The organism is Mesorhizobium sp. B2-7-3 (assembly GCF_006440715.1).
Classification (GTDB): Bacteria; Pseudomonadota; Alphaproteobacteria; order Rhizobiales; family Rhizobiaceae; genus Mesorhizobium; species Mesorhizobium australicum.
On sequence record NZ_VFTY01000002.1, the window covers coordinates 356,403 to 375,228 of the forward strand.

The 18,826-nt window shown below is 63.5% G+C and carries 16 protein-coding genes; 8 read left to right on the forward strand and 8 right to left on the reverse strand.

The annotated features are described in order from the left end of the window. The first annotated feature begins 90 nt into the window (after positions 1–90). The gene (locus FJW04_RS05770; RefSeq protein WP_015315536.1) at positions 91–462 is read left to right on the forward strand and encodes a response regulator; all 372 of its coding nucleotides are present in this window, start codon (positions 91–93) and stop codon (positions 460–462) included. Here FJW04_RS05770 and FJW04_RS05775 read toward each other — a convergent pair whose 3' ends face one another. Beyond that, positions 463–1,410: a DMT family transporter gene (locus FJW04_RS05775; RefSeq protein WP_140712863.1), complete on the reverse strand. Its 948-nt coding sequence runs from the start codon at positions 1,408–1,410 to the stop codon at positions 463–465. A 219-nt stretch (positions 1,411–1,629) separates the two neighbouring features. On the opposite strand from FJW04_RS05775, the gene FJW04_RS05780 reads away from it, so the two are divergent. Beyond that, entirely contained in the window at positions 1,630–2,487 is an 858-nt protein-coding gene (locus tag FJW04_RS05780) for a LysR substrate-binding domain-containing protein (protein ID WP_140712865.1), read from the forward strand. Between the two features lie 40 nt (positions 2,488–2,527). Here FJW04_RS05780 and FJW04_RS05785 read toward each other — a convergent pair whose 3' ends face one another. Beyond that, positions 2,528–5,125, reverse strand: coding sequence for a TIGR02302 family protein (locus FJW04_RS05785; RefSeq protein WP_140712867.1), 2,598 nt, complete (start codon positions 5,123–5,125; stop codon positions 2,528–2,530). A 211-nt stretch (positions 5,126–5,336) separates the two neighbouring features. Then, the gene (locus FJW04_RS05790) at positions 5,337–6,278 is read right to left on the reverse strand and encodes a threonine/serine dehydratase (RefSeq protein ID WP_140712869.1); all 942 of its coding nucleotides are present in this window, start codon (positions 6,276–6,278) and stop codon (positions 5,337–5,339) included. Between the two features lie 50 nt (positions 6,279–6,328). Between FJW04_RS05790 and FJW04_RS05795 the strand changes: the two genes are divergently transcribed. Continuing rightward, positions 6,329–6,631 (forward strand): metalloregulator ArsR/SmtB family transcription factor, encoded by a 303-nt coding sequence (locus FJW04_RS05795; protein WP_015315541.1) that lies wholly within the window; start codon positions 6,329–6,331, stop codon positions 6,629–6,631. A 34-nt stretch (positions 6,632–6,665) separates the two neighbouring features. Here FJW04_RS05795 and lysA read toward each other — a convergent pair whose 3' ends face one another. The 3 genes from lysA to argH form a co-directional block, all read right to left on the reverse strand. Further along, on the reverse strand, positions 6,666–7,934 hold the full coding sequence (lysA, locus tag FJW04_RS05800; RefSeq protein ID WP_140712871.1) for a diaminopimelate decarboxylase: 1,269 nt from the start codon (positions 7,932–7,934) through the stop codon (positions 6,666–6,668). 69 nt (positions 7,935–8,003) lie between these two features. Further along, positions 8,004–8,210, reverse strand: coding sequence for a lipoprotein (locus FJW04_RS05805; RefSeq protein ID WP_023770782.1), 207 nt, complete (start codon positions 8,208–8,210; stop codon positions 8,004–8,006). Positions 8,211–8,304: 94 nt separating this feature from the next. Next, positions 8,305–9,705, reverse strand: coding sequence for an argininosuccinate lyase (gene argH, locus FJW04_RS05810; RefSeq protein ID WP_140712873.1), 1,401 nt, complete (start codon positions 9,703–9,705; stop codon positions 8,305–8,307). Between the two features lie 34 nt (positions 9,706–9,739). Here argH and FJW04_RS05815 point away from each other — a divergent pair, with 34 nt between their 5' ends. After that, the gene (locus FJW04_RS05815) at positions 9,740–10,420 is read left to right on the forward strand and encodes a TlpA disulfide reductase family protein (protein ID WP_140712875.1); all 681 of its coding nucleotides are present in this window, start codon (positions 9,740–9,742) and stop codon (positions 10,418–10,420) included. A 65-nt stretch (positions 10,421–10,485) separates the two neighbouring features. Here the strand turns inward: FJW04_RS05815 and FJW04_RS05820 are convergent, their stop codons facing one another. Together FJW04_RS05820 and FJW04_RS05825 are read right to left on the reverse strand one after the other, a co-directional pair. Continuing rightward, positions 10,486–12,939 carry an EAL domain-containing protein gene (locus FJW04_RS05820; RefSeq protein WP_140712877.1) on the reverse strand — a complete coding sequence of 818 codons (2,454 nt, stop codon included), beginning with the start codon at positions 12,937–12,939 and terminating at the stop codon, positions 10,486–10,488. A gap of 162 nt (positions 12,940–13,101) precedes the next feature. After that, positions 13,102–14,136 (reverse strand): endonuclease/exonuclease/phosphatase family protein, encoded by a 1,035-nt coding sequence (locus FJW04_RS05825; protein ID WP_140712880.1) that lies wholly within the window; start codon positions 14,134–14,136, stop codon positions 13,102–13,104. Positions 14,137–14,372: 236 nt separating this feature from the next. On the opposite strand from FJW04_RS05825, the gene FJW04_RS05830 reads away from it, so the two are divergent. The 4 genes from FJW04_RS05830 (at position 14,373) to FJW04_RS05845 (ending at position 18,802) form a co-directional block, all read left to right on the forward strand. Then, positions 14,373–15,725, forward strand: coding sequence for an extracellular solute-binding protein (locus FJW04_RS05830; protein WP_140712882.1), 1,353 nt, complete (start codon positions 14,373–14,375; stop codon positions 15,723–15,725). Between the two features lie 155 nt (positions 15,726–15,880). After that, the gene (locus FJW04_RS05835) at positions 15,881–16,765 is read left to right on the forward strand and encodes a sugar ABC transporter permease (protein WP_015315549.1); all 885 of its coding nucleotides are present in this window, start codon (positions 15,881–15,883) and stop codon (positions 16,763–16,765) included. A gap of 7 nt (positions 16,766–16,772) precedes the next feature. After that, positions 16,773–17,687: an ABC transporter permease subunit gene (locus FJW04_RS05840; protein ID WP_140712884.1), complete on the forward strand. Its 915-nt coding sequence runs from the start codon at positions 16,773–16,775 to the stop codon at positions 17,685–17,687. A gap of 14 nt (positions 17,688–17,701) precedes the next feature. Continuing rightward, complete coding sequence (locus tag FJW04_RS05845; RefSeq protein WP_140712886.1) at positions 17,702–18,802, forward strand: sn-glycerol-3-phosphate import ATP-binding protein UgpC; 1,101 nt, start codon at positions 17,702–17,704, stop codon at positions 18,800–18,802. Positions 18,803–18,826 lie beyond the last annotated feature (24 nt).

Below are 18,826 nucleotides of genomic sequence, written 5' to 3' on the forward strand. Positions count from 1 at the left end.
AAAAGGCCTTAACGGTGTCAGGAAAATTAGTCTGGGCGAGCGCCTGGGTTTTCAGGAAAAGTCAACGTTTCGCCACCAAATATGCCGGCCATGGCAAAGCTTTTGATCGTCGAGGACGATGAGTCCGTCCGCACCCTCGCAGCCCGCGCGCTCGAACGCGCCGGCCACGCAATCGATATCGCCGCCGATGGCGCGCAGGGGCTTTCGCTGATCCGCGCCGCAAAAGGCGGGTACGATCTCGTCGTCTCCGACATACGCATGCCCGAGATGGACGGCATCGAGATGGCGGTTGCGGCAGCCGCGCTTTTTCCCGCGATGAAGATCATGCTGATGACCGGCTATGCCGACCAGCGCGAGCGCGCCGATGAATTGAACGGCATCATCCTCGATGTCGTGCAAAAGCCCTTCACGCTCGCCGAGATTCGCTCTCGCGTCGAACGGGCGCTGATCTGCTTCGCCTGATCAGGCTGGATCCCTGGCGACAAGCGCCGGTGCCGGGCTGGCGCGGCGCTCGGTGTTGAGTGCCAGCAGGCCGGCGCCGATGATGAGCGCCGCGCCGATCACCGTTGCTGACCTGGGCACCTCGGCGAAGAACAGGAAACCCCACAGCGGCGACCACAGGATACCGGTGTATTCGAAGGTGGCGACGCGGTTGGCCGGCGACAGCCGGTAGCCTTGCGAGAGCAGGATCATGCCGGCCGAGGCGACGAAACCGCAGGCGGCCATCTTGAGGAAATCCGGCAGCGTCGGCCAGATCCATGGTCGCACCAGGAATTCGAGGCTCGGGTGGACGGCGTGGGTTATGCCCGCAAGGTGAAACGTGCCGGCGACGACGGCCGCGCCGGTAAGATAGGCGCCGTTCTGGTAGAAGGCCATGACAGTGGACGATTCGGTATCGCCGATCTTGCGAGCCATCAGCTGCGAGAAGGCGTAGAGCACGGCCGAGCCCAGCGACAGCAAGGCCGCCCAGTCGAACAGTCCGGCGCCGGGGCGCAGCATCACCAGAACGCCAAGCATGCCGATCAGCACGGTCGACAGCGTCCGCCAGGAAACGCGCTCGCCGAGATAGGGGCCGGCCATCGCCATGATGCAGAGCGGCGCCATGAAATAAAGCGCCACGGCGTCGGCCAGCGGGAGGGCGGCGATGGCCAGGTAATAGACCGTGTAGGAGGTGAACTGGATGAAGGCGCGTATCGTCAGCAGGCCGAACCGTTTCGACAGGATTGCCCGCAGCCCGACATCGGCGTGAACCAGAACGATCAGGATCGGCAAGGCTACGATCGAGCGGATCGCCATCACCTCGGTCACCGGGTAGCCGCTCGACACGGCTTTGACGAGCGGATCCTGCAGCGAGAAGACCAGCACGCCCAGGCACAGGCTCAGGATGCCACGCACCATCCTATTCTGCATCCGTTCAGGCTCCCGCGCATCCGATCCGGCGACGCTCACCAGATCAAAAAGAACCCGCCACCGTTTTCGGGTAGCGGGCACGAGTGAGGACTCTTGATTGGTCCGCAGCCGATTTCGCGACTGCATATCCAATGGGTGAGGCGATTATCGTTCGGCGTTTGACATGTTGCAAACGAATTGAAATGATGCCAGCGATCAAATCTGCTTATGATGGATGCCATGCGGCCAACCCTCGACAGTGATCTCCTGCGTACCTTTGTCGCCATAGCCGAGGCCGGCAATTTCACGAGGGCCGCCGAGCAGGCCGGCCGCACGCAATCGGCCGTGTCGATGCAGATGAAGAAGCTCGAAGAGCTGGTCGGCGACAGCCTGTTCGAGCGAGGTTCACGCGGCGTCGCGCTGACGCGGCGTGGCGGCGAACTCATCGTCAATGCCCGCCGTATCGTTTCGCTGCTCGACGAAACGGCGGCGTCGATGGCGGCGGCGCCGCTCGGTGGGCCGGTGCGCATAGGCATTCCGGAGGAATATGGCCATGCCATCCTGTCGCGCGCGCTCGGCGCATTTTCGAAGCGCCACACCAAGGTTGAGGTCACCGTGCGCTACGCGCATTCGGAGGCGCAGATCGCGGCGCTCGCCGCCGGCGAGCTGGATTTATGCGTGGTGTTCGAATGGCAAGATCCATCCGGCGGCGAAGTGCTGATGCATGATCCGACGGTCTGGGTGACGTCGAACCTGCATCACATGCATGAGGAGCGCCCGGTGCCGATCGCGCTCTACAACCGCGCCGGCTGGTGTAAGAACTTCGCCATCAAATCGCTGGAGCAGCGCGGCCTTGCCTATCGCGTCGCCTATACAAGCGATACCAATGGCGGCCTGAAGCTTGCCGTCACCTCGGGGTTGGCGATCGCGCCGATCTCACGCAGCAACATTCCGGCGGATTGCCGAGAGCTAACGTCCGCGGACGGGTTCGGCGACATCGATTCCTCCAATGTGGTGATGCATCGCAACCCGAATGCGTCAGGCGAAGCAATCGACGGCATGCAGGAGGCAATCCGCGAGGCGTTCGTCAACAGGTAGACGGCTCCATGGAAATGAAGCTGGCCCCTCTCGCCGCTTCCTATTTCAGCTCCAGCAGCCGTTCCAGATAGCTGCGCTCGATGTCGGGGCTGAGCGCATTGCCGAGCCGCTTGCGAATCGCTTCCAGGATCTGGCGCGCGCGCTGGACGTCGATCTCGTCGGGCACTTTCACCGAATCGCCAAAATCGGGACCCTGGCTGGCGCGCGGCCGGCCGAGCGGGTCGCGGTCGGCATCCTGCTGGCGGCCGCCTTCCTGGCTGCCGCCCTGATCGCCCTGCATGGCCTGCATCTGTTTCATCATGTCCTTGGCGCCCTTGCGCAGCGCCTCAAGCGCCCGGCCCTGGTGGCCGACGGCCTCGTCGCCCTGGCCCTCGCCAAGCGCCTGCTCGGCGCTGCCCATGGACTTGCCGGCCTCGCCAAATCCTTCATTGGGCTCCATGCCCATGCCCTCGAGGCCTTTCTTCAGCTGCTCCAGATCGCTCTTCAGCTGGCCCTGGCCCTCCTGCAGCTGCTTCAGCGCATCGGCGAATTCCTGCGGCGTCATAGGCTTTGGCTCGCCATTCTCGCCGGGCTTGCCGTTTTCGCCAGATTGACCTTGCTCATCGTTCTGGCCAAGCTGCTCGTCGCGGTTGCGGCCGCGCTGGCGCTCGCCGCGCTGCATCTGATCCATGCGGAAGGTGTCGTTCATCATCTCCTGCTGCCGCCGCAGGATCTCGCCAAGCTTGTCCATCTGCTGACGCATCTGGCTGTCCTGCTCGCCCCCCTGCTGCTGGCGGCCGGCCTGGAGGTTGTTCATCATGTCCTGCAACTGAGACAGCAATTGCTGGGCCTTGTCGCGATCGCCGGACTTCGCCAGATTTTCGATCTGGTCCATCATGCGGTCGATGTCGCTCTGGCGCAGCTCCTGGCCGTTCTGCTGCATCTGCGGCGCGTTCGGGTTCTGCTTGGCGCGTTCGGCGAACTCCTGCAGGAACTGGTTCATCGCCTCGCGCAGTTCCTTCATCGCCTTCTCGATCTCGGCATCGCTGGCGCCATTCTTGATGGCGTCCTGCAGTGCCTGCTGGGCCTGGCGCAGCCGCTTTTCGGCCGCCGAGAGGTTGCCCTCCTCGATACCAAGCGCGATCTCCCAGAGGTAGGCAACCTCGCTGCGCAATTGATCGTCGTTCACCGCCAGCTTCAGCCGGCTCATTGCGCTCATGATGGCGAGGTAGTGGGACATGGTATCGAACGTGTCTTCGGGCCGCAGCGTGATGGCCTCCATCAGGTCGAGCACGCGCGGCTTGGCATTGGCGTCGAGCGCAAGCAGGCGGCGCTGTTCGATCACCGCGCGTGCCAGCGGGTTGGTGAACGGCCGCTCGGGCATCGCGAGCGTCTTGGTTTCGCTTGAGGCGGTGTGGCCGGCGTCGTCGGTGGCGACCAGCGTCAGCTTGATGCTGCTGCCGGCCCAGACATGCTCGGTCAGGTCTTTCGTGGTCTTGGCGGCATTCAACTTGCCGCCGCGGCGCGGCAGTGTCAGCGGCATTTCGGGCGGACCATAGAGCGGATGCGCACCCGGCGGCTGCGGGTCGGCCAGCGCGAAGACCGCCTTGGCGGTGGCGGCGCCGTAATCGTCATCGATCTGATAGTTGAGCTCGAAGGCGCCGTTGGCGGCGCGCTTGGGCTCGCCGACGAAGCGGATCTGCGGCGGCTTGTCCGGGATGACGGCGAAAGCCCAGCGGCCAAGCTGATCCTCCCCCGATTTCAGCGTCAGCGCCCCGTCGCCGGTCAGCTTGCTGGCGAACTGGCGCACCTTCGAAGGCGAGGCGGACGACACCGCCGGGCTTGCTGCCGGCTTGGCGGCGGCTTGCGGGCTTGCGGGGTCGATGGCGCGCGCATTGCCGTCCTTGTCGGCATAGGCAAGCGTTTCCTCGCCCGAGCCTCCGGTAACGCGCAGGGAGACGTCGCTTCCCTCGGGGACATGAAAAGTCGGCGTCGCCTGGTTGGCGTCGGCAGTCAGGAAGATCGGCGGCTTGCCGGTATAGGCCGGCGGCGTCACCCATGCGTCGATGCGCGGCGGTACGGCGTCGAGCGTGCCATGTGCGCTGAACCCATCTGTCAGCCGGCCGCCGGTCGGCCCGAAGGAGAAGGCAAAGGCAGTGACCAGCAGGAGCGCCGCCACGGCGCGCAATCCCCACGGGTCGCGCTCCGGCACGCGCGTGCGCGGCAGATCGGCGCCGAGATAGTCGAGCTTTCCAGCCATTCGCTTCTGGTGCTCGCGCCAGAGCGCCTGCGAGAAACTGCTTTCCTGGCCGCTGGGCCGGTCGCTCTGCACCTGTACGGGGCTGTGCAGCAGTCTGTTGGCGGCTTCGATGCGGCGATCGATCTCGGCCGCGCCAGGTATGCGGAAAAAGCGCAGCGGATAAAGCGCCGCCAGACCTGCCAGGCAAAACATGGCGATAAGGCCGATGCGCACCACGTCCGGCAGCCGGGGAAAAATACCGAACCAGGAGACGCTGAGAAACAGGCCGACGACGATAATGAGCGGAAGCAGCAGCGGCCAGCCACGCTCGATCGCCATCGAGACCCGCGTCGCCAGCCGGCTCAAGGCCAGGCGTCCGGCCAGGCCGCGATCACTGCTGAAGGTGGGTCGTTCGGTCATCGGCCCTTCCTAGAGCCCTGTTCCGTCCTGAAGGACCGCAATGGGCTTCTATCTCTTTGGACATGATCTGTTCCGAAACTTGGAGTCCACTTTTCGGATCATGCGGCGAGGCGGACAGGATAGCCCAAGCCTCACGACTCGAAGAATACCAGTAAACACGGCAAAGGCGAGGCAGTTTGAGAAAACGTGAAGCCTGCCGAAATGGTTGCAATCAGAAATTGGCGGGGTTTGCGTTGGCGCCACAGACCAGCACGGCGGCCCGTTCGCCCGGTGTCGGCGCGTAGCGGCCGGACAGGATCGCGGCAAAGGCGGCGGCACCACCCGGCTCCGAGATGATGCGCACGCGGTTCCAGAGCGCCTTCTGGGCGGCGATGATGTCGTCGTCGCTGACCAGGATGGAGCGTTCGACGAAGGCTTCGGCGATCGGGAACATCATCTCGCCGACCCGCTTCGGCGCCAGCGAATCGGCGGCGATGCCTTCCGCCGGCGCGTCCACCGGATGGCCGGCCTCGAAGGCGCGATGAAGCGTCGGCGCACCCTCGGGCTCTACGGCGACGATGCGGATGCGGCCGGCATACCAGGCGGCGATGCCGCCGATCAGGCCGCCACCACCGACGGCGACCAGCAGCGTGTCGATCTCAGGCAGATCGCGTTCGATTTCGAGCCCGAGAGTGCCTTGGCCGACCAGCGTCTCCTCCTGGTTGAAGGCGTGGATCTGCAAGGCGCCGGTTTCCTCGGCGAACCGTTCGCTGGCGGCCAGCGCTTCGGCATAGCGGGCGCCGCCGACAACGAGGTCGGCGCCATAGGCCCGGATGCGGTCCAGCTTGGCCTGCGGGCTCACTTCGGGAACGAAGATGGTTGCTCTGTGGCCAAGCCGCATGGCGGCGTAGGCGACGGCAGCGCCATGATTGCCGCCCGATGCGGCAACGACGCCGGCCTCGGGAACCGGCCGCTCCAGGAGGTTGGTGAAGGCGCCGCGGGCTTTGAACGAGCCGGAATGCTGCAGGCATTCGAGCTTGAGGTCGATCGCCAATGGCCCCCGATCGAAGTCGGCCATGTCGACGCGCAGAACCGGTGTGTGCCTGATATAGGGGCGGATGCGCGGTTCCATCGCGGCGATGCGTCCGCGTGTGACGACGTTGCCCTGCGACATCAAAATCTCCTTGGGATTGACAGCAATTAGTAACTTGGCAAAATGGCTAAATGCAAGAGGTTGATGTCTTCAAGGCGATCGCCAACGAGCGCAGACTGCAGATTCTCGACTGGCTCAAGAATCCACGTGCGCATTTCCGGGCACAGGCGGATGGCGATCTGGTCGAGGACGGCGTCTGCGCGCTGCTGATCGCCGAGAAGCTCGGCATCACTCAGGCGACGCTTTCCGAGCATATGCGCGTGCTCGTCCAGGCCGGCCTGCTCAGAACCAAGCGCATCAGGCAATGGACCTTCTACCGCCGCGACGAGGACAGGATCGCCGACGCAAGGGCACTCATCCAGAACCGGTTATAGCGCAGAACCGGTTATAGCGTCGCGGCAGGGCGGCTTACGCAAGCCAGTCCGGCACCGAATCCAGCCCGATCAGCTCGTCATAGGTCAGGCGCGGACGCACGACATGGAAACGGTCGCCGTCGACCAGCACCTCCGGCACCAGCAGGCGGGTGTTGTAGGTGCCGGCCTGGACCGCGCCATAGGCGCCGGCGGTGGAAACGGCGACGAGATCGCCCGCCATCAGCCGGGGCAGGTCGCGGTCGAGGCCGAGATAATCGCCGGTCTCGCAGACCTGGCCGACCACGTCGACCACCATGCGCGGCGCGTCGGCCGGCGGCTGCACGACCGGCCTGATCTCGTGGAAGGCATCGTAGAGCGTCGGCCGGATCAGGTCATTCATGGCAGCGTCGACGACGAGGAAATTCTTGGCGTCGCCCTCCTTCACGAAAATCACTTCAGAGACCAGGATGCCGGCATTGCCAACGATCAGCCGGCCCGGCTCGAACATCACCTTCAGACCCAATTTGGTGACATGCTTGCGGACGATCTGGGCATAGGCGTCGGGCAAGGGGGGCGGGTTGTTGTCGACGCGGTAGGGAATGCCGAGACCGCCGCCGAGATCGACATGCTCGATGGCGTGGCCGTCGCCGCGCAGCGCTCCGACAAGGTCGACCAGCAGGGCGAAGGCGTCGTCGAAGGGCTGCAACTCGGTGATCTGGCTGCCGATATGGGTATCGATGCCGGTGACCTTAATGCCCGGAAGCGTTGCCGCGCGGGCATAGACCTGGCGCGCCCGCTGCCAGGGAATGCCGAACTTGTTTTCAGCCTTGCCGGTTGAGATTTTCTTGTGGGTCTTGGCGTCGACATCGGGATTGATGCGCAGCGAGATCGGCGCCACCTTGCCGAGCGCCACGGCACGTGCCGACAACAGCTCGAGTTCCGGCTCGGATTCGACGTTGAAGCAGAGAATGCCGGCTTGGAGCGCAAAGTCCATTTCGCGGGCGGTCTTCCCGACGCCCGAGAACAGGATCTTGCCGGCCGGAACGCCGGCGGCCAGCGCCCGGCGCAATTCGCCTTCCGAGACCACGTCGGCACCGGCGCCGAGCTTGGCCAAGGTCCTCAGCACCGCCTGGTTGGAATTGGCCTTCATCGCGTAGCAGACCAGCGTATCGAGCCCGGCAAAGGCCTGGACGAAGACACGGTAGTGCCTGGTCAGGGTCGCCGTCGAATAGCAATAGAACGGCGTGCCGACCTGTGCGGCGATGTCAGGGATCGCCACGTCCTCGGCATGCAGCACGCCGTCGCGGTAGTCGAAATGGTTCACGAGAGTGGTTCCGGAAGTTGAGGCACGATGCGATCGGGTTTGGAAAGACCAATCCCGCTTTCATCGGAGCTAGATCAGCGGGTCGAGAATGAACTTCTTGTCCACGACCGGTTTTTCCGGTTCCGGCGGCACGGGCTGGTGGGCCTTCTCGGCGTCCTTGCGCGCCTGGACAGCCGCCTCATAGGGCGTGTCCAGGCCCGCCTTGCGGCCGCAGGCGGTCACGAAGGCAAGCGCCGCAAGCAGCGTCAGCGTCACCAAAATCCTGCTTCCGGTCATCGATCCATCCGTCCGAAACTCTCTGTCCGCCGCTGCTTTTAGCCGAGTTCTCGGTGCATTGCACCCCGGATATTGCTGATCGCGATATCCGGCATTACGCCTTGGCGAGACGCTTTTTCCAATAGCGGATCTGCTTTCTCACTTCCGATGGCGCGGTGCCGCCGAAGCTGGTGCGACTCTTGACCGAGTTCTGCACCGCCAGCACCGAGAATATGTCGGAAGTGATGCCTGGGTTGATCGATTGCAGATCCTCCAGCGAAAGCTTTTCCAGGCTGACCTTCCTGTGTTCAGCCAGCGCCACCGCGCGGCCGGTGACATGATGCGCCTCGCGGAACGGCAGGCCCAAGGTACGCACCAGCCAGTCGGCGAGGTCGGTGGCGGTGGCGTGGCCGGAGCCGGCGGCCTTCTTCATCGCGGCGGCATTGACCGTCATGTCCGCAACCATGCCGGTCATCGCGGCCAGCATCAGGTCGAGCGTCTCGGCCGCGTCGAACACCGATTCCTTGTCTTCCTGCATGTCCTTGCCGTAGGTCAAAGGCATGCCCTTCATCACCGTCAGCAGGCCGACCAGATGGCCGTTGACGCGGCCTGTCTTGCCGCGAACCAGTTCGGCCGCGTCGGGGTTCTTCTTCTGCGGCATGATCGAGGAGCCGGTGGAGAAGCTATCCGACAGCCTGATGAAGCCGAATTGCGGCGTCGACCAGATGATGATCTCCTCCGCCAGCCGCGACAGGTGGGTGGCGCTGATCGCCGCCATGGCAAGGAATTCCAGCGCGAAATCGCGGTCGGAGACGCTGTCCAGCGAATTGCGCATCGGCTCGCGAAAGCCGAGCGCGCTCGCGGTCTGGTGACGATCGATCGGGAAGCTGGTGCCGGCAAGGGCGGCGGCACCGAGCGGGCTCTCATCCATCCGTTCGATGGCGTCGCGCACGCGTGACAGGTCGCGCGAAAACATCTCGACATAGGCCATGCAATGATGGCCGAAAGTGACCGGCTGCGCCGCCTGCATGTGGGTGAAACCCGGCATGACGGTCGCCGCATGTTCCTCGGCTCGCGCCAGGAGGGCCATGATCAAGCCTTTCAACGCCTCGGCGACACGAAAGCATTCGTCCTTGACCCAGAGCCTCAGATCGACGGCCACCTGGTCGTTGCGCGAACGGGCGGTGTGCAGCCGGCCGGCCGCCGGACCGATGAGATCGGCAAGGCGGGCCTCTATGTTCATGTGGATGTCTTCCAGCCGCGTCGAAAACTCGAAGCTGCCGCCCTCGATCTCTTTCAGGATCGTGTTCAGACCGTGAGCGATTTTTTCTTGATCGGCCGCCGAAATAATGCCCGTTTGCGCCAGCATCTCGCTATGAGCGATCGAGCCTCTTATGTCCTGCGCGTAGAGTTTGCGGTCGAACGAGATCGACGCGTTGATCGCTTCCATGATCGCGGCCGGACCCGAGGCAAATCGTCCGCCCCACATCTGGTTGCTGGTCTTCTTGTCGCTCATGGCTATAACCCGTGCTTCGGAGCAGTTTGAGAATATGGCAGACGGAAACAGATTTTTCCCGGCCCGGGGCCTGATCCTCGCCGCCCTGGTGGCGGGAGCGCTGGCCGGCGCGGTCGCGGTATATGTCAGCGAGAGCCGGTCTGGCAACAACGCCGCGCCCCAAGCAGCCGCCGGCGACAGCAAGGACGATGTCGCCTGCGCCGCCAAGAGCGATCGCGCCAAGAAGGTCGCGGCCGCGGCCACCGGCGAGGTCGCGGCACTTTTGCCGGCCGATCCGCCGCAGTCGATGAGGAGCCTCGCCTTCCACGGTCCGGACGGCAAGCCGATGACGATCGCCGATCATGCCGGCAAGACCGTGCTGCTCAATCTCTGGGCCACATGGTGCGCGCCCTGCCGTGCCGAAATGCCGGCGCTCGATGCGCTGCAAAAGGAGAAAGGCAGCGACGCCTTTCAGGTCGTCGCCGTCAACGTCGATGCCGGCGACGACGTGAAACCGAAGAAGTTTCTCGCCGATACCGGTGTGCACACGCTCGGCTACTACCGCGATTCGACGATGACACTGTTCAACGACCTCAAGACGCGCGGTCTGGCGCTCGGCCTGCCCGTCACCATGCTGATCGACGGCGAAGGCTGCCTGATCGCCCACATGAACGGTCCAGCCGAATGGGCCGGCCCCGATGCAAAGCGGCTGGTCGAGACGGCGCTCGGGTCGTGAGCCAGAGCACCTCCAGGATAGTGTGTAACGGTTCTCCGTCCGGAATTGCGTAAAAACAAAGAGCTCTAGGCCGAGCGTACGCTCGGCTTGAGCAATACGAGGCTGCCATCCTGGCGGTCGGCGCCTCGCGCCCGAACACGCTTGCCGTGGCCGGTCAGGTCTCCGAACGCCTCGATCGGCGCCGGCTTGCCGAGATAATAGCCCTGGCCGATCTCGCAGGCCTCGGCGTCGAGGAACTTCAACTCGCCGAGCGTCTCGACGCCCTCCGCCAGCACCGGCAGACCCAGGCCGCGCCCCAGCCCGAGCACGGCGCGCACGATCGCCGCAACCTGGCCGTTGGTGTCGACGGACTTGATGAAGGAACCGTCGATCTTGATCTTGTCGAAAGGGAAGGCGCGAAGGTTGGAGAGGGAGGAATAGCCGGTTCCGAAATCATCCATGGCCACGCGCACGCCAAGCGCCTTGACCTGTCGCAAACTCGCCAGCGCGCGCGGCATGTCCTTCACCAGCGCCGTCTCGGTGATTTCGAGTTCCAGCCTGGCTGCCGCGAGACCGGACTTGAGCAAGGTCTCGTGCACCTTTCGGCTGAAGTTCGGATTGTGCAACTGCACCGCGGAGACGTTGACGGCCACCGTCAGTGGATTTTCCCAACTGGCGGCCTCCTGGCACGCTGCGGTCAGCACCCAATCTCCGATCTGGCCTATGGCGCCGCTGTCCTCCGCCAGCGGAATGAATATGGACGGGGGAACATCGCCGCGTTCGGGATGCCGCCAACGGATCAAGGCTTCGAAGCCGACCATTTTGCCGCTGCTGATCTCTTTCTGCGGCTGGTAGACGAGATAGAATTCGTCGCGCGCTACTGCCTGGCGCAGTTCGTGCTCCATGACGCGCTTGTCGCGAGCCTCGGCGCCCATCGACGCCTCGAAATAGCGATAGGTGTCCCTGCCTTCGGTCTTGGCGCGATAGAGCGCGGTATCCGCATGGCTGATGAGGCTGGCCTGGTCTTCCGCGTCCAGCGGATAGAGCGCGATGCCGATGCTCCCCGATACCAGCCCGCCACCCGCCGAGAGCCGGTTCTCCTCGCGCATCGCGGCGAGCACCGCGTCGGCGATCCGGCTCGCCGCCTGCGGGTCGGGCAGGTTGGGGGCGATGATGGCGAATTCGTCGCCGCCCAGGCGCGCCAGCATCTGTCCGTGGCGAAGAACGCCGGAGACGCAGTTCGCCACCTTCTGAAGCATCGCGTCGCCGGCGCCATGCCCATAAAGATCGTTCACCTCCTTGAACCGGTCGAGGTCGAGCAGCAGAAGCGCAAGATGCCCGCCCCTCGCGCCCTTGCCGGCTTTTGCGTCTCGGCTCGTGGCGGCGATTTCGGTATCAAGCCGGCTGGAAAAGCTACGGCGGTTGGCGAGCCCCGTCAGCGGATCGAAATGAGCGAGGCGAAGGATTTCCTGTTCCGCCTTCTTGCGTTCGCGAATGTCGCGGACGGCGACGACATTGTGAGGCTTGCCGCAATAGTCGATGCTTCTGGCGATCAGTTCGACGGGAATTCTCATCCCGTCGCGATTGCTTAGTTCCGCCTCCCACGGCTGTCCCTGGAAGTTGATCAGGTCGGATGCGGTGCGCTCATCGAAGAGGTCGCCAAGTTCCCTTCCGTTCAGTGTCGTGGCGACCATGCCGGTCAGCCTGGCCATGCTGTCGTTGACACTGACGATGCGATTGCCATCGCAGACGATCAGGCCTTCCACCGCGGCGTTGGCCAAGCCGTGCATGCGGTCGACCTCAAGCTTTTGGCGGCGGAAGCGAAGGTCGATCCACAGCGCGGTGGCCGAAAGCACCAGGATCACCAGAGTGGCCGCAGCGGCGGCGAAGGCCTGCGAGGTCGGTGCGACGGTGTTTTGGGATATGGCGATCGAGGAATCCGGGAAGATCGAGACGGCAGCCATGGCGATGAAGTGCAGGCCGCAGATTGCCAGCGTCAGCAAGACCGCACCGGCAAGCGTCGCAGGCAGCGACGAGCCGCGCAGGACGACGCGCAAAGCCAGCGCCGCGAGCGTCACGCCGGCCAGCAAGGAGACGGCGACGAGGAGCAGGTTCCATTCGATCCGGCCCTCGACCTCGAATGCCGCCATGCCGATGTAGTGCATGGCGGCAATACCGCCGCCCAGAACGGCGCCGCCGACCAGATGGTAATCAAGCTCGTCGCGCAAGGTGGCGACCCACATGCCGGCCGCCGTAACCGCCACCGCGCCAGCGAGCGAGAGTACTGAAAGTCCGGGATCATAGGCGTTGGGGATTCCCGGCGTGAAGGCAAGCATGGCGATGAAGTGCGTTGCCCAGATGCCGAAACCGGTCGAGGTGGAGGCGATCGTCAGCCAGGCAAGCCGATTTCGATCCGTCGAGCGACCTATGTGATGAAGAAGATTGACGGCTGAAAAACAGGAAATTCCACAAATCAGCGCTGCCAGTGCAACCAGCCTCAGATCGTGCTGGTTCACGATGCAGTTATAGACCGTCAGCATCTTATTCCCCCTGGCCCGCAGGAAATAAAGAAAGAAATATGACTGATTAATGCTTGGCTGTTGAAGGATCGATAAAGCCGCCTGCAACCATAGCGTGCTTTTGCGGCGCAAGCTGACTGCAAGAGCACAGGCCAGGTCAGCCGCATCGATTGAAGACGACGGTTATTTCAGGCGGACGGTCACTGTCAGGGCGTCATGATCCGAGCTTGGGCTGCCATCCGGCAACACCGCCGGAAGAACCGCCGGCGCGCTGGCCGCGAGGCCGCGCGTGAAGAACCAGTCGATTCGGCCAACCGGGGTGCCGGCGGGCCGACGCTGGGTGGGCAGGTCCAAATTGTTGGCGGCCTGCCAATCATAGCCGCGCTCGGCAAGGGCCGCGAACAGCGGCTCGTGACGCTCGGCATGGATCAGCCGGTCCGGTTCGGCCGTGACCCGAGCCATCCACGCCCGTGGGTCGTCATGGCGCTCCTCGTGGCTTGCCGTCAGCGTGTTGAAATCGCCGCCGAGCAGTACCGGCGCTTGCGCATCATAGTTGTCGATCGCGTCGAGGAGTTTGCGTGTCTGAGCGGCCCTGCCAGCCGGATCGGTTCGGTTTTCAAGGTGCACCGAGACGACCGTCATCCTCCGGTCGCCGATGCGCACCTGGCCGCCGATCGCCATGCGTCCGCCGATGCGCGGTTGGCCGCGCTCCGGCCGAAACCAGCCGCCGGCGGCGTCCAGGCGCACCAGGAAGGGTCGCAGCAGCGGCATGCCACTGGTCACGGCATTGCCGTGAAAGCCTTCCGCGTTGGCGGCTTCACCGGTTGCCATGCGCTCGGCCTCGTTTCCGCCAGCGAGTTCGACGAACTCGACACCATAGGCGAAGGCATGGCCGAGCCGGTCGGCAAGCACGCTGAGCGGATGGCCGTTGCCGGAGCGTGCCATGCCCTTGTCCACCTCGGACAACAGCACGATTTCGGGGGCCTGCCCGGCAAGCGTTCGTGCAATGGCATCGACATGACGGAGCCGCTCGACGTTCCAGGCCACCACCTTCAAGGCCTCGCCGACGTTCGCGCGCGACGCCTTGCCGCCGATTTCGATCTGGCCAAGAGCCGGAATGGCGGCTGCATGCCGCAAATGCGTGGCGCTGTCGCGGGGGCCTTCGCGCATCGCCTGCCTGTCGGTGATGGGCACGTGCGCCAGCTGCTTCACCAGCATTTCATCATCCCTTTTAGCCGGATAACAATGACGGCCTTTACGTCCTTGGAAGTCGCCCTAGCTACCTAAGGCGCCGGTGTGACGTTTTCATGCCGCTGTAGCCGCCGGAGGGGAGAAAAGACCAGCTGTGCACAGGCCCGGGAGGCCACAACAGAACTGTCACATACCTTCTCTAAGAGAGCGGGCAAGGACTTGCGCAAGACCCTTGTCAACAGTCATTCAAGAGGGAAGAAATCATGACGATCATCAAGCGGGGCTTTGCTGCCCTTGCCGCTGGCGTGCTCAGCTCCGCGCTGGCGATGCCTGCCTTCGCGGAACCGACAAAATTCGATTTCTGGTTTGGTCTTTCGGGCGATCTCGCCCGGGTCGTGGACACGCTGTGCAAGAATTTCAACGCCTCGCAGAAGGACTATGAAGTCGTCTGCACCAGCCAGGGCAATTACGACGCCACCTTGCAGAACACCATTGCCGCCTTCCGCGCCGGCAAGCAGCCCACCGTCGTTCAGGTCTATGACGTCGGCACCGCCACCATGATGCTGTCGGGTGCCTACAAGCCGGCCGACAAGCTCATGGAAGAAAACGGCTACAAGATCGACTACGCCGATTATTTCCCCGGCATCGCCCGCTATTACGCCACCTCGAAAGGCGAGATGATGTCCTTCCCGTTCAACTCGTCTACGGCGTTGATGTACTGGAACAAGGACGCCTTCGCCAAGATCGGCAAGACCGAAGCGCCGAAGACCTGGGAAGACGTCGGCGCCGACCTCAAGGCAATGAAGGACGCCGGCTATGAATGCCCGATGGCCATCAACATCTCCGCCAATGAAAGCTGGCAGCTGATGGAGCAGTTCTCCGCCATTCACAACCAGCCGATCGCTACCAAGAACAATGGCTATGACGGCCTCGACGCCCGCCTCGAAGTCAACAAGACCAAGTTCGTGCAGTACGTCACCGACCTCAAGAAGTGGTATGATGCCGGCCTGATCAAGATCAAGTCGAAGGATCTCGGCCAGGATATGGTCCAGGCCTTTGCCACCGGCACCTGCCAGGTCATCCTGACCTCGGTCGGCGATCACGGCACGGTTGGCCGTACGCAGAAGGAAGGCATGAACTGGGACGTTGCCGAACTGCCCGTCTATGCCGGCACGGAGCGCAAGAACTCGCTCGTCGGCGGCGCATCGCTGTGGGTTCTCTCCGGCAAGTCGGATGCTGAATACAAGGGCGCGGCCGCGTTCCTCAACTTCATCCACGATCCGAAGACCGCCCTGTTCTGGTCGACCAACACCGGTTACATCCCGGTGACCAAGTCGGGCTTCGACTACATGAAGGGCCAGGGCTTTTACGACAAGGCGCCTTACAAGGGCCGCGAAGTCGCGATCGCCAGCCTGACCGCCTCCGAGCCGACCGAAATCACCCGCGGCATCCGCCTGGGCAATTTCACCCAGATCCGCGCCGAGTTCGGCACCCAGATGCAGGCGATCTTCGCCAACAAGGTCACCGTGCAGGAAGGTCTCGACACGCTGGTCAAGAACGGCGACGCCATCCTCGACCGCTTCCAGCAGACATATCCAGGCAAGACCCTGCCCTGATCCAGGGATTTCCCAGACCGCCCGCCGACCCATTTGAGCATGATCCCGAAGACCGGTTTCCAGTTTTCGGGATCATGCCTGGGTCGACGGGCGGGCATTTCGTTATTAATCTCTCGCTTGCTTTAAGCTGACCACCCTGCGGCAACGGCGGACCGATGGAAAAACGCGTCACTTTCGGCAGTTGGACAATCGGCATTCTTTTCGCGGTGCCGCAGCTCCTGCTGATCTTCACCTTCTTCTACTGGCCTGCCGGCCAGGCCGTATACTGGTCGCTGACGCTGCAGCAGCCCTGGGGCGGCGGCAACATCTGGGTCGGTCTCGACAATTTCCGCTCGATCCTGGCCAACGCCGATTACTGGAACTCGATCACAGCCAGCCTTGTCTTTGCCGGCATCAGCACCGGGCTTGCGATGTTCGTCGCGCTCGTGCTCGCCGCGCTCACCGACCGCCAGCTAGCCGGCTCATGGCTGTATCGCGTGGTGCTGATCTGGCCCTATGGCATCGCCGCGCCCGCCCTGGCGCTGGCATTCCGCTTCATCCTGGCGCCGGAAGCCGGCTTCATGGCCGTCGTCAACCAGGTCTGGCCCGGCTTCTGGGATCCCGGCCTGGACGGCGCCGACGCCATGGCTTCGATCATCATCGCCTTTTCCTGGAAGTATGTCGGCTACAACTTCATCTTCTTCCTCGCCGCGTTCCAGGCGATCCCGCGTTCCCTGATCGAAGCCGCCGCGATGGACGGCTCTGGTGTCATGAGGCGCTTCTGGGACATCCAGTTTCCGCTGATCACCCCGACCATCTTCTTCCTGCTTGTCATCAACATCACGGAAAGCTTCCAGGATTCCTTCGGCATCGTCGACATCATGACGTCCGGTGGGCCGGCGAATGCCACCAATCTGATGGTCTACAAGATCTACTCCGACGGCTTCAAAGGCCTCGATTACTCCGGTGCCGCCGCGCAGAGCATCATCCTGATGCTGCTCATCATCGTGCTGACCATTTTCCAGTTCCGCTTCATCGAGCGGCGCGTCCATTACAGGTGAGACTGATATGGTCGAGCGCACCCCGTTCCTCAATTTTTTCACGCACCTGATCTTGTTCGTCGGCTTCGTTTTCTGCGTGGCGCCGTTCGCCATCGTGGCGATCGCGGCCTCGCATAATCTCAGGGATGTCAACGACGTGCCGATGTCGCTGCTGCCGGGCAGCGATTTCTGGATCAACATCAAGACCGCCTGGGTGACGGCCGACCTTGGTCCCAAGCTGCTGAACAGCTTCATCGTTGCGACCGGCGTTGCCGCAGGCAAAGTGATCGTCTCGGCGCTGACCGCCTTCGCGATCGTCTACTTCCGATTTCCCGGCCGCACGCTGATCTTCTGGCTGATCTTCATCACTCTGATGCTGCCGCTTGAAGTGCGCATCGTGCCGACCTACGCAGTGGTCGCCAACGTGCTCGAGCCGTATCAGGCTATCCTGGACGTGACCGGCCTGAGCTGGCTGATCGAAACGGTTTCGGGCGTGCAGGTCCAGCTCAGCGTTGGGCTGCTCAACTCCTATCCCGGCCTAATTCTGCCGCTGGTCGCCACGGCGACCGGGACGTTCCTTTATCGCCAATTCTTCCTGACCGTGCCGGACGAATTGACGGAAGCCGCACGCATGGATGGCGCCGGGCCACTGCGCTTCTTCATCGATATCCTGTTGCCGCTGTCGCGCAACAACATGGCGGCGCTCGGGACCATCATGTTCCTGTGGGCATGGAACCAGTATCTATGGCCGCTGCTCATCACCACCGACCAGTCGCATGCGATGGCGGTGACCGAGCTCAAGCAGCTCATCCCCAATGTCGGCGGCACTCCGGAGTGGCATATCGCCATGGCCGGTACTCTCATCATTATGCTGCCGCCGATGATCGTCGTGGTGCTGATGCAGCGCTGGTTCGTGCGCGGCCTGATCGCCACCGAGAAGTAACAAGGAGACAAAAAATGGCCTCCATCGCAATACGCGGCGTCAAGAAGAACTATGCCAAGACGCAGGTCGTGCACGGCGTGGATCTCGACTTTGCCTCGGGCGAATTCGTCGTCATTCTCGGGCCGTCCGGCTGCGGCAAGTCCACGCTGCTCAGGATGATCGCGGGGCTGGAAGAAATTTCCGACGGCACGATCGCCATCGACGGCACGGTGGTCAACAAACTCGAGCCGCGCGAGCGCGGCTGCGCCATGGTGTTCCAGAATTACGCGCTTTATCCGCATATGAGCGTGGCCCAGAACATCGGCTATTCGCTGAAAGTCGCCGGTGTTCCCTCGGCCGAGCGCAACCAGCGCATCCAGGCGGTGGCCCGCACACTGGAACTCGAGCAACTGCTCGACCGCAAGCCGATGGCGCTTTCGGGTGGCCAGAGGCAACGCGTCGCCATGGGCCGCGCCATGATCCGCGAGCCGAAGGTGTTCCTGTTCGACGAGCCTCTGTCCAATCTCGACGCCAAGCTGCGCGTGCAGATGCGTTCGGAGATCCGCAAGCTGCATCGCCGGCTGAATGCCACCTCCGTCTTCGTCACCCACGACCAGGTAGAGGCCATGACATTGGCCGACCGGCTGGTGGTGATGAATGGGGGACGGGTCGAACAGGTCGGCACGCCAGGTGAAATCTACACCCGCCCGGCCAGCCGCTTCGTCGCCACCTTCGTCGGCGCGCCGGCCATGAACATCCTCGAAGGCACCGCCGAACTCGACGGATTGTCGCTGCTCGGCGGCAGCCGGCGCCTGGCGATGGCTCGCGCCGGCCTGCCGGTCGGCACGAAAGTGGCGATGGGCATCCGGCCGGAAGCGGTCCGGCTGGTGGCACCAGGCACGGCCGGCGCGCTCCATGCCACTGTCGACCTGGTCGAGGAATTGGGCGCGGGGCGGGTGATCTATGTCGACCTCGACGGCGCGCCGTTTTCGGTGATGACCTCGGAGCCCGTTCACCCCGAGCCCGGCAGCACCGTCGGCTTGAAGATCTCGCCTGACGACATGCACTTCTTCTCGTCGGAGACAGGCACCCGTCTCGATGTCTTCAAGGCTTCGGTGCCAGAGCCAGCGCTTTGATTTCCAGCACGCGCGCCGCCAAAG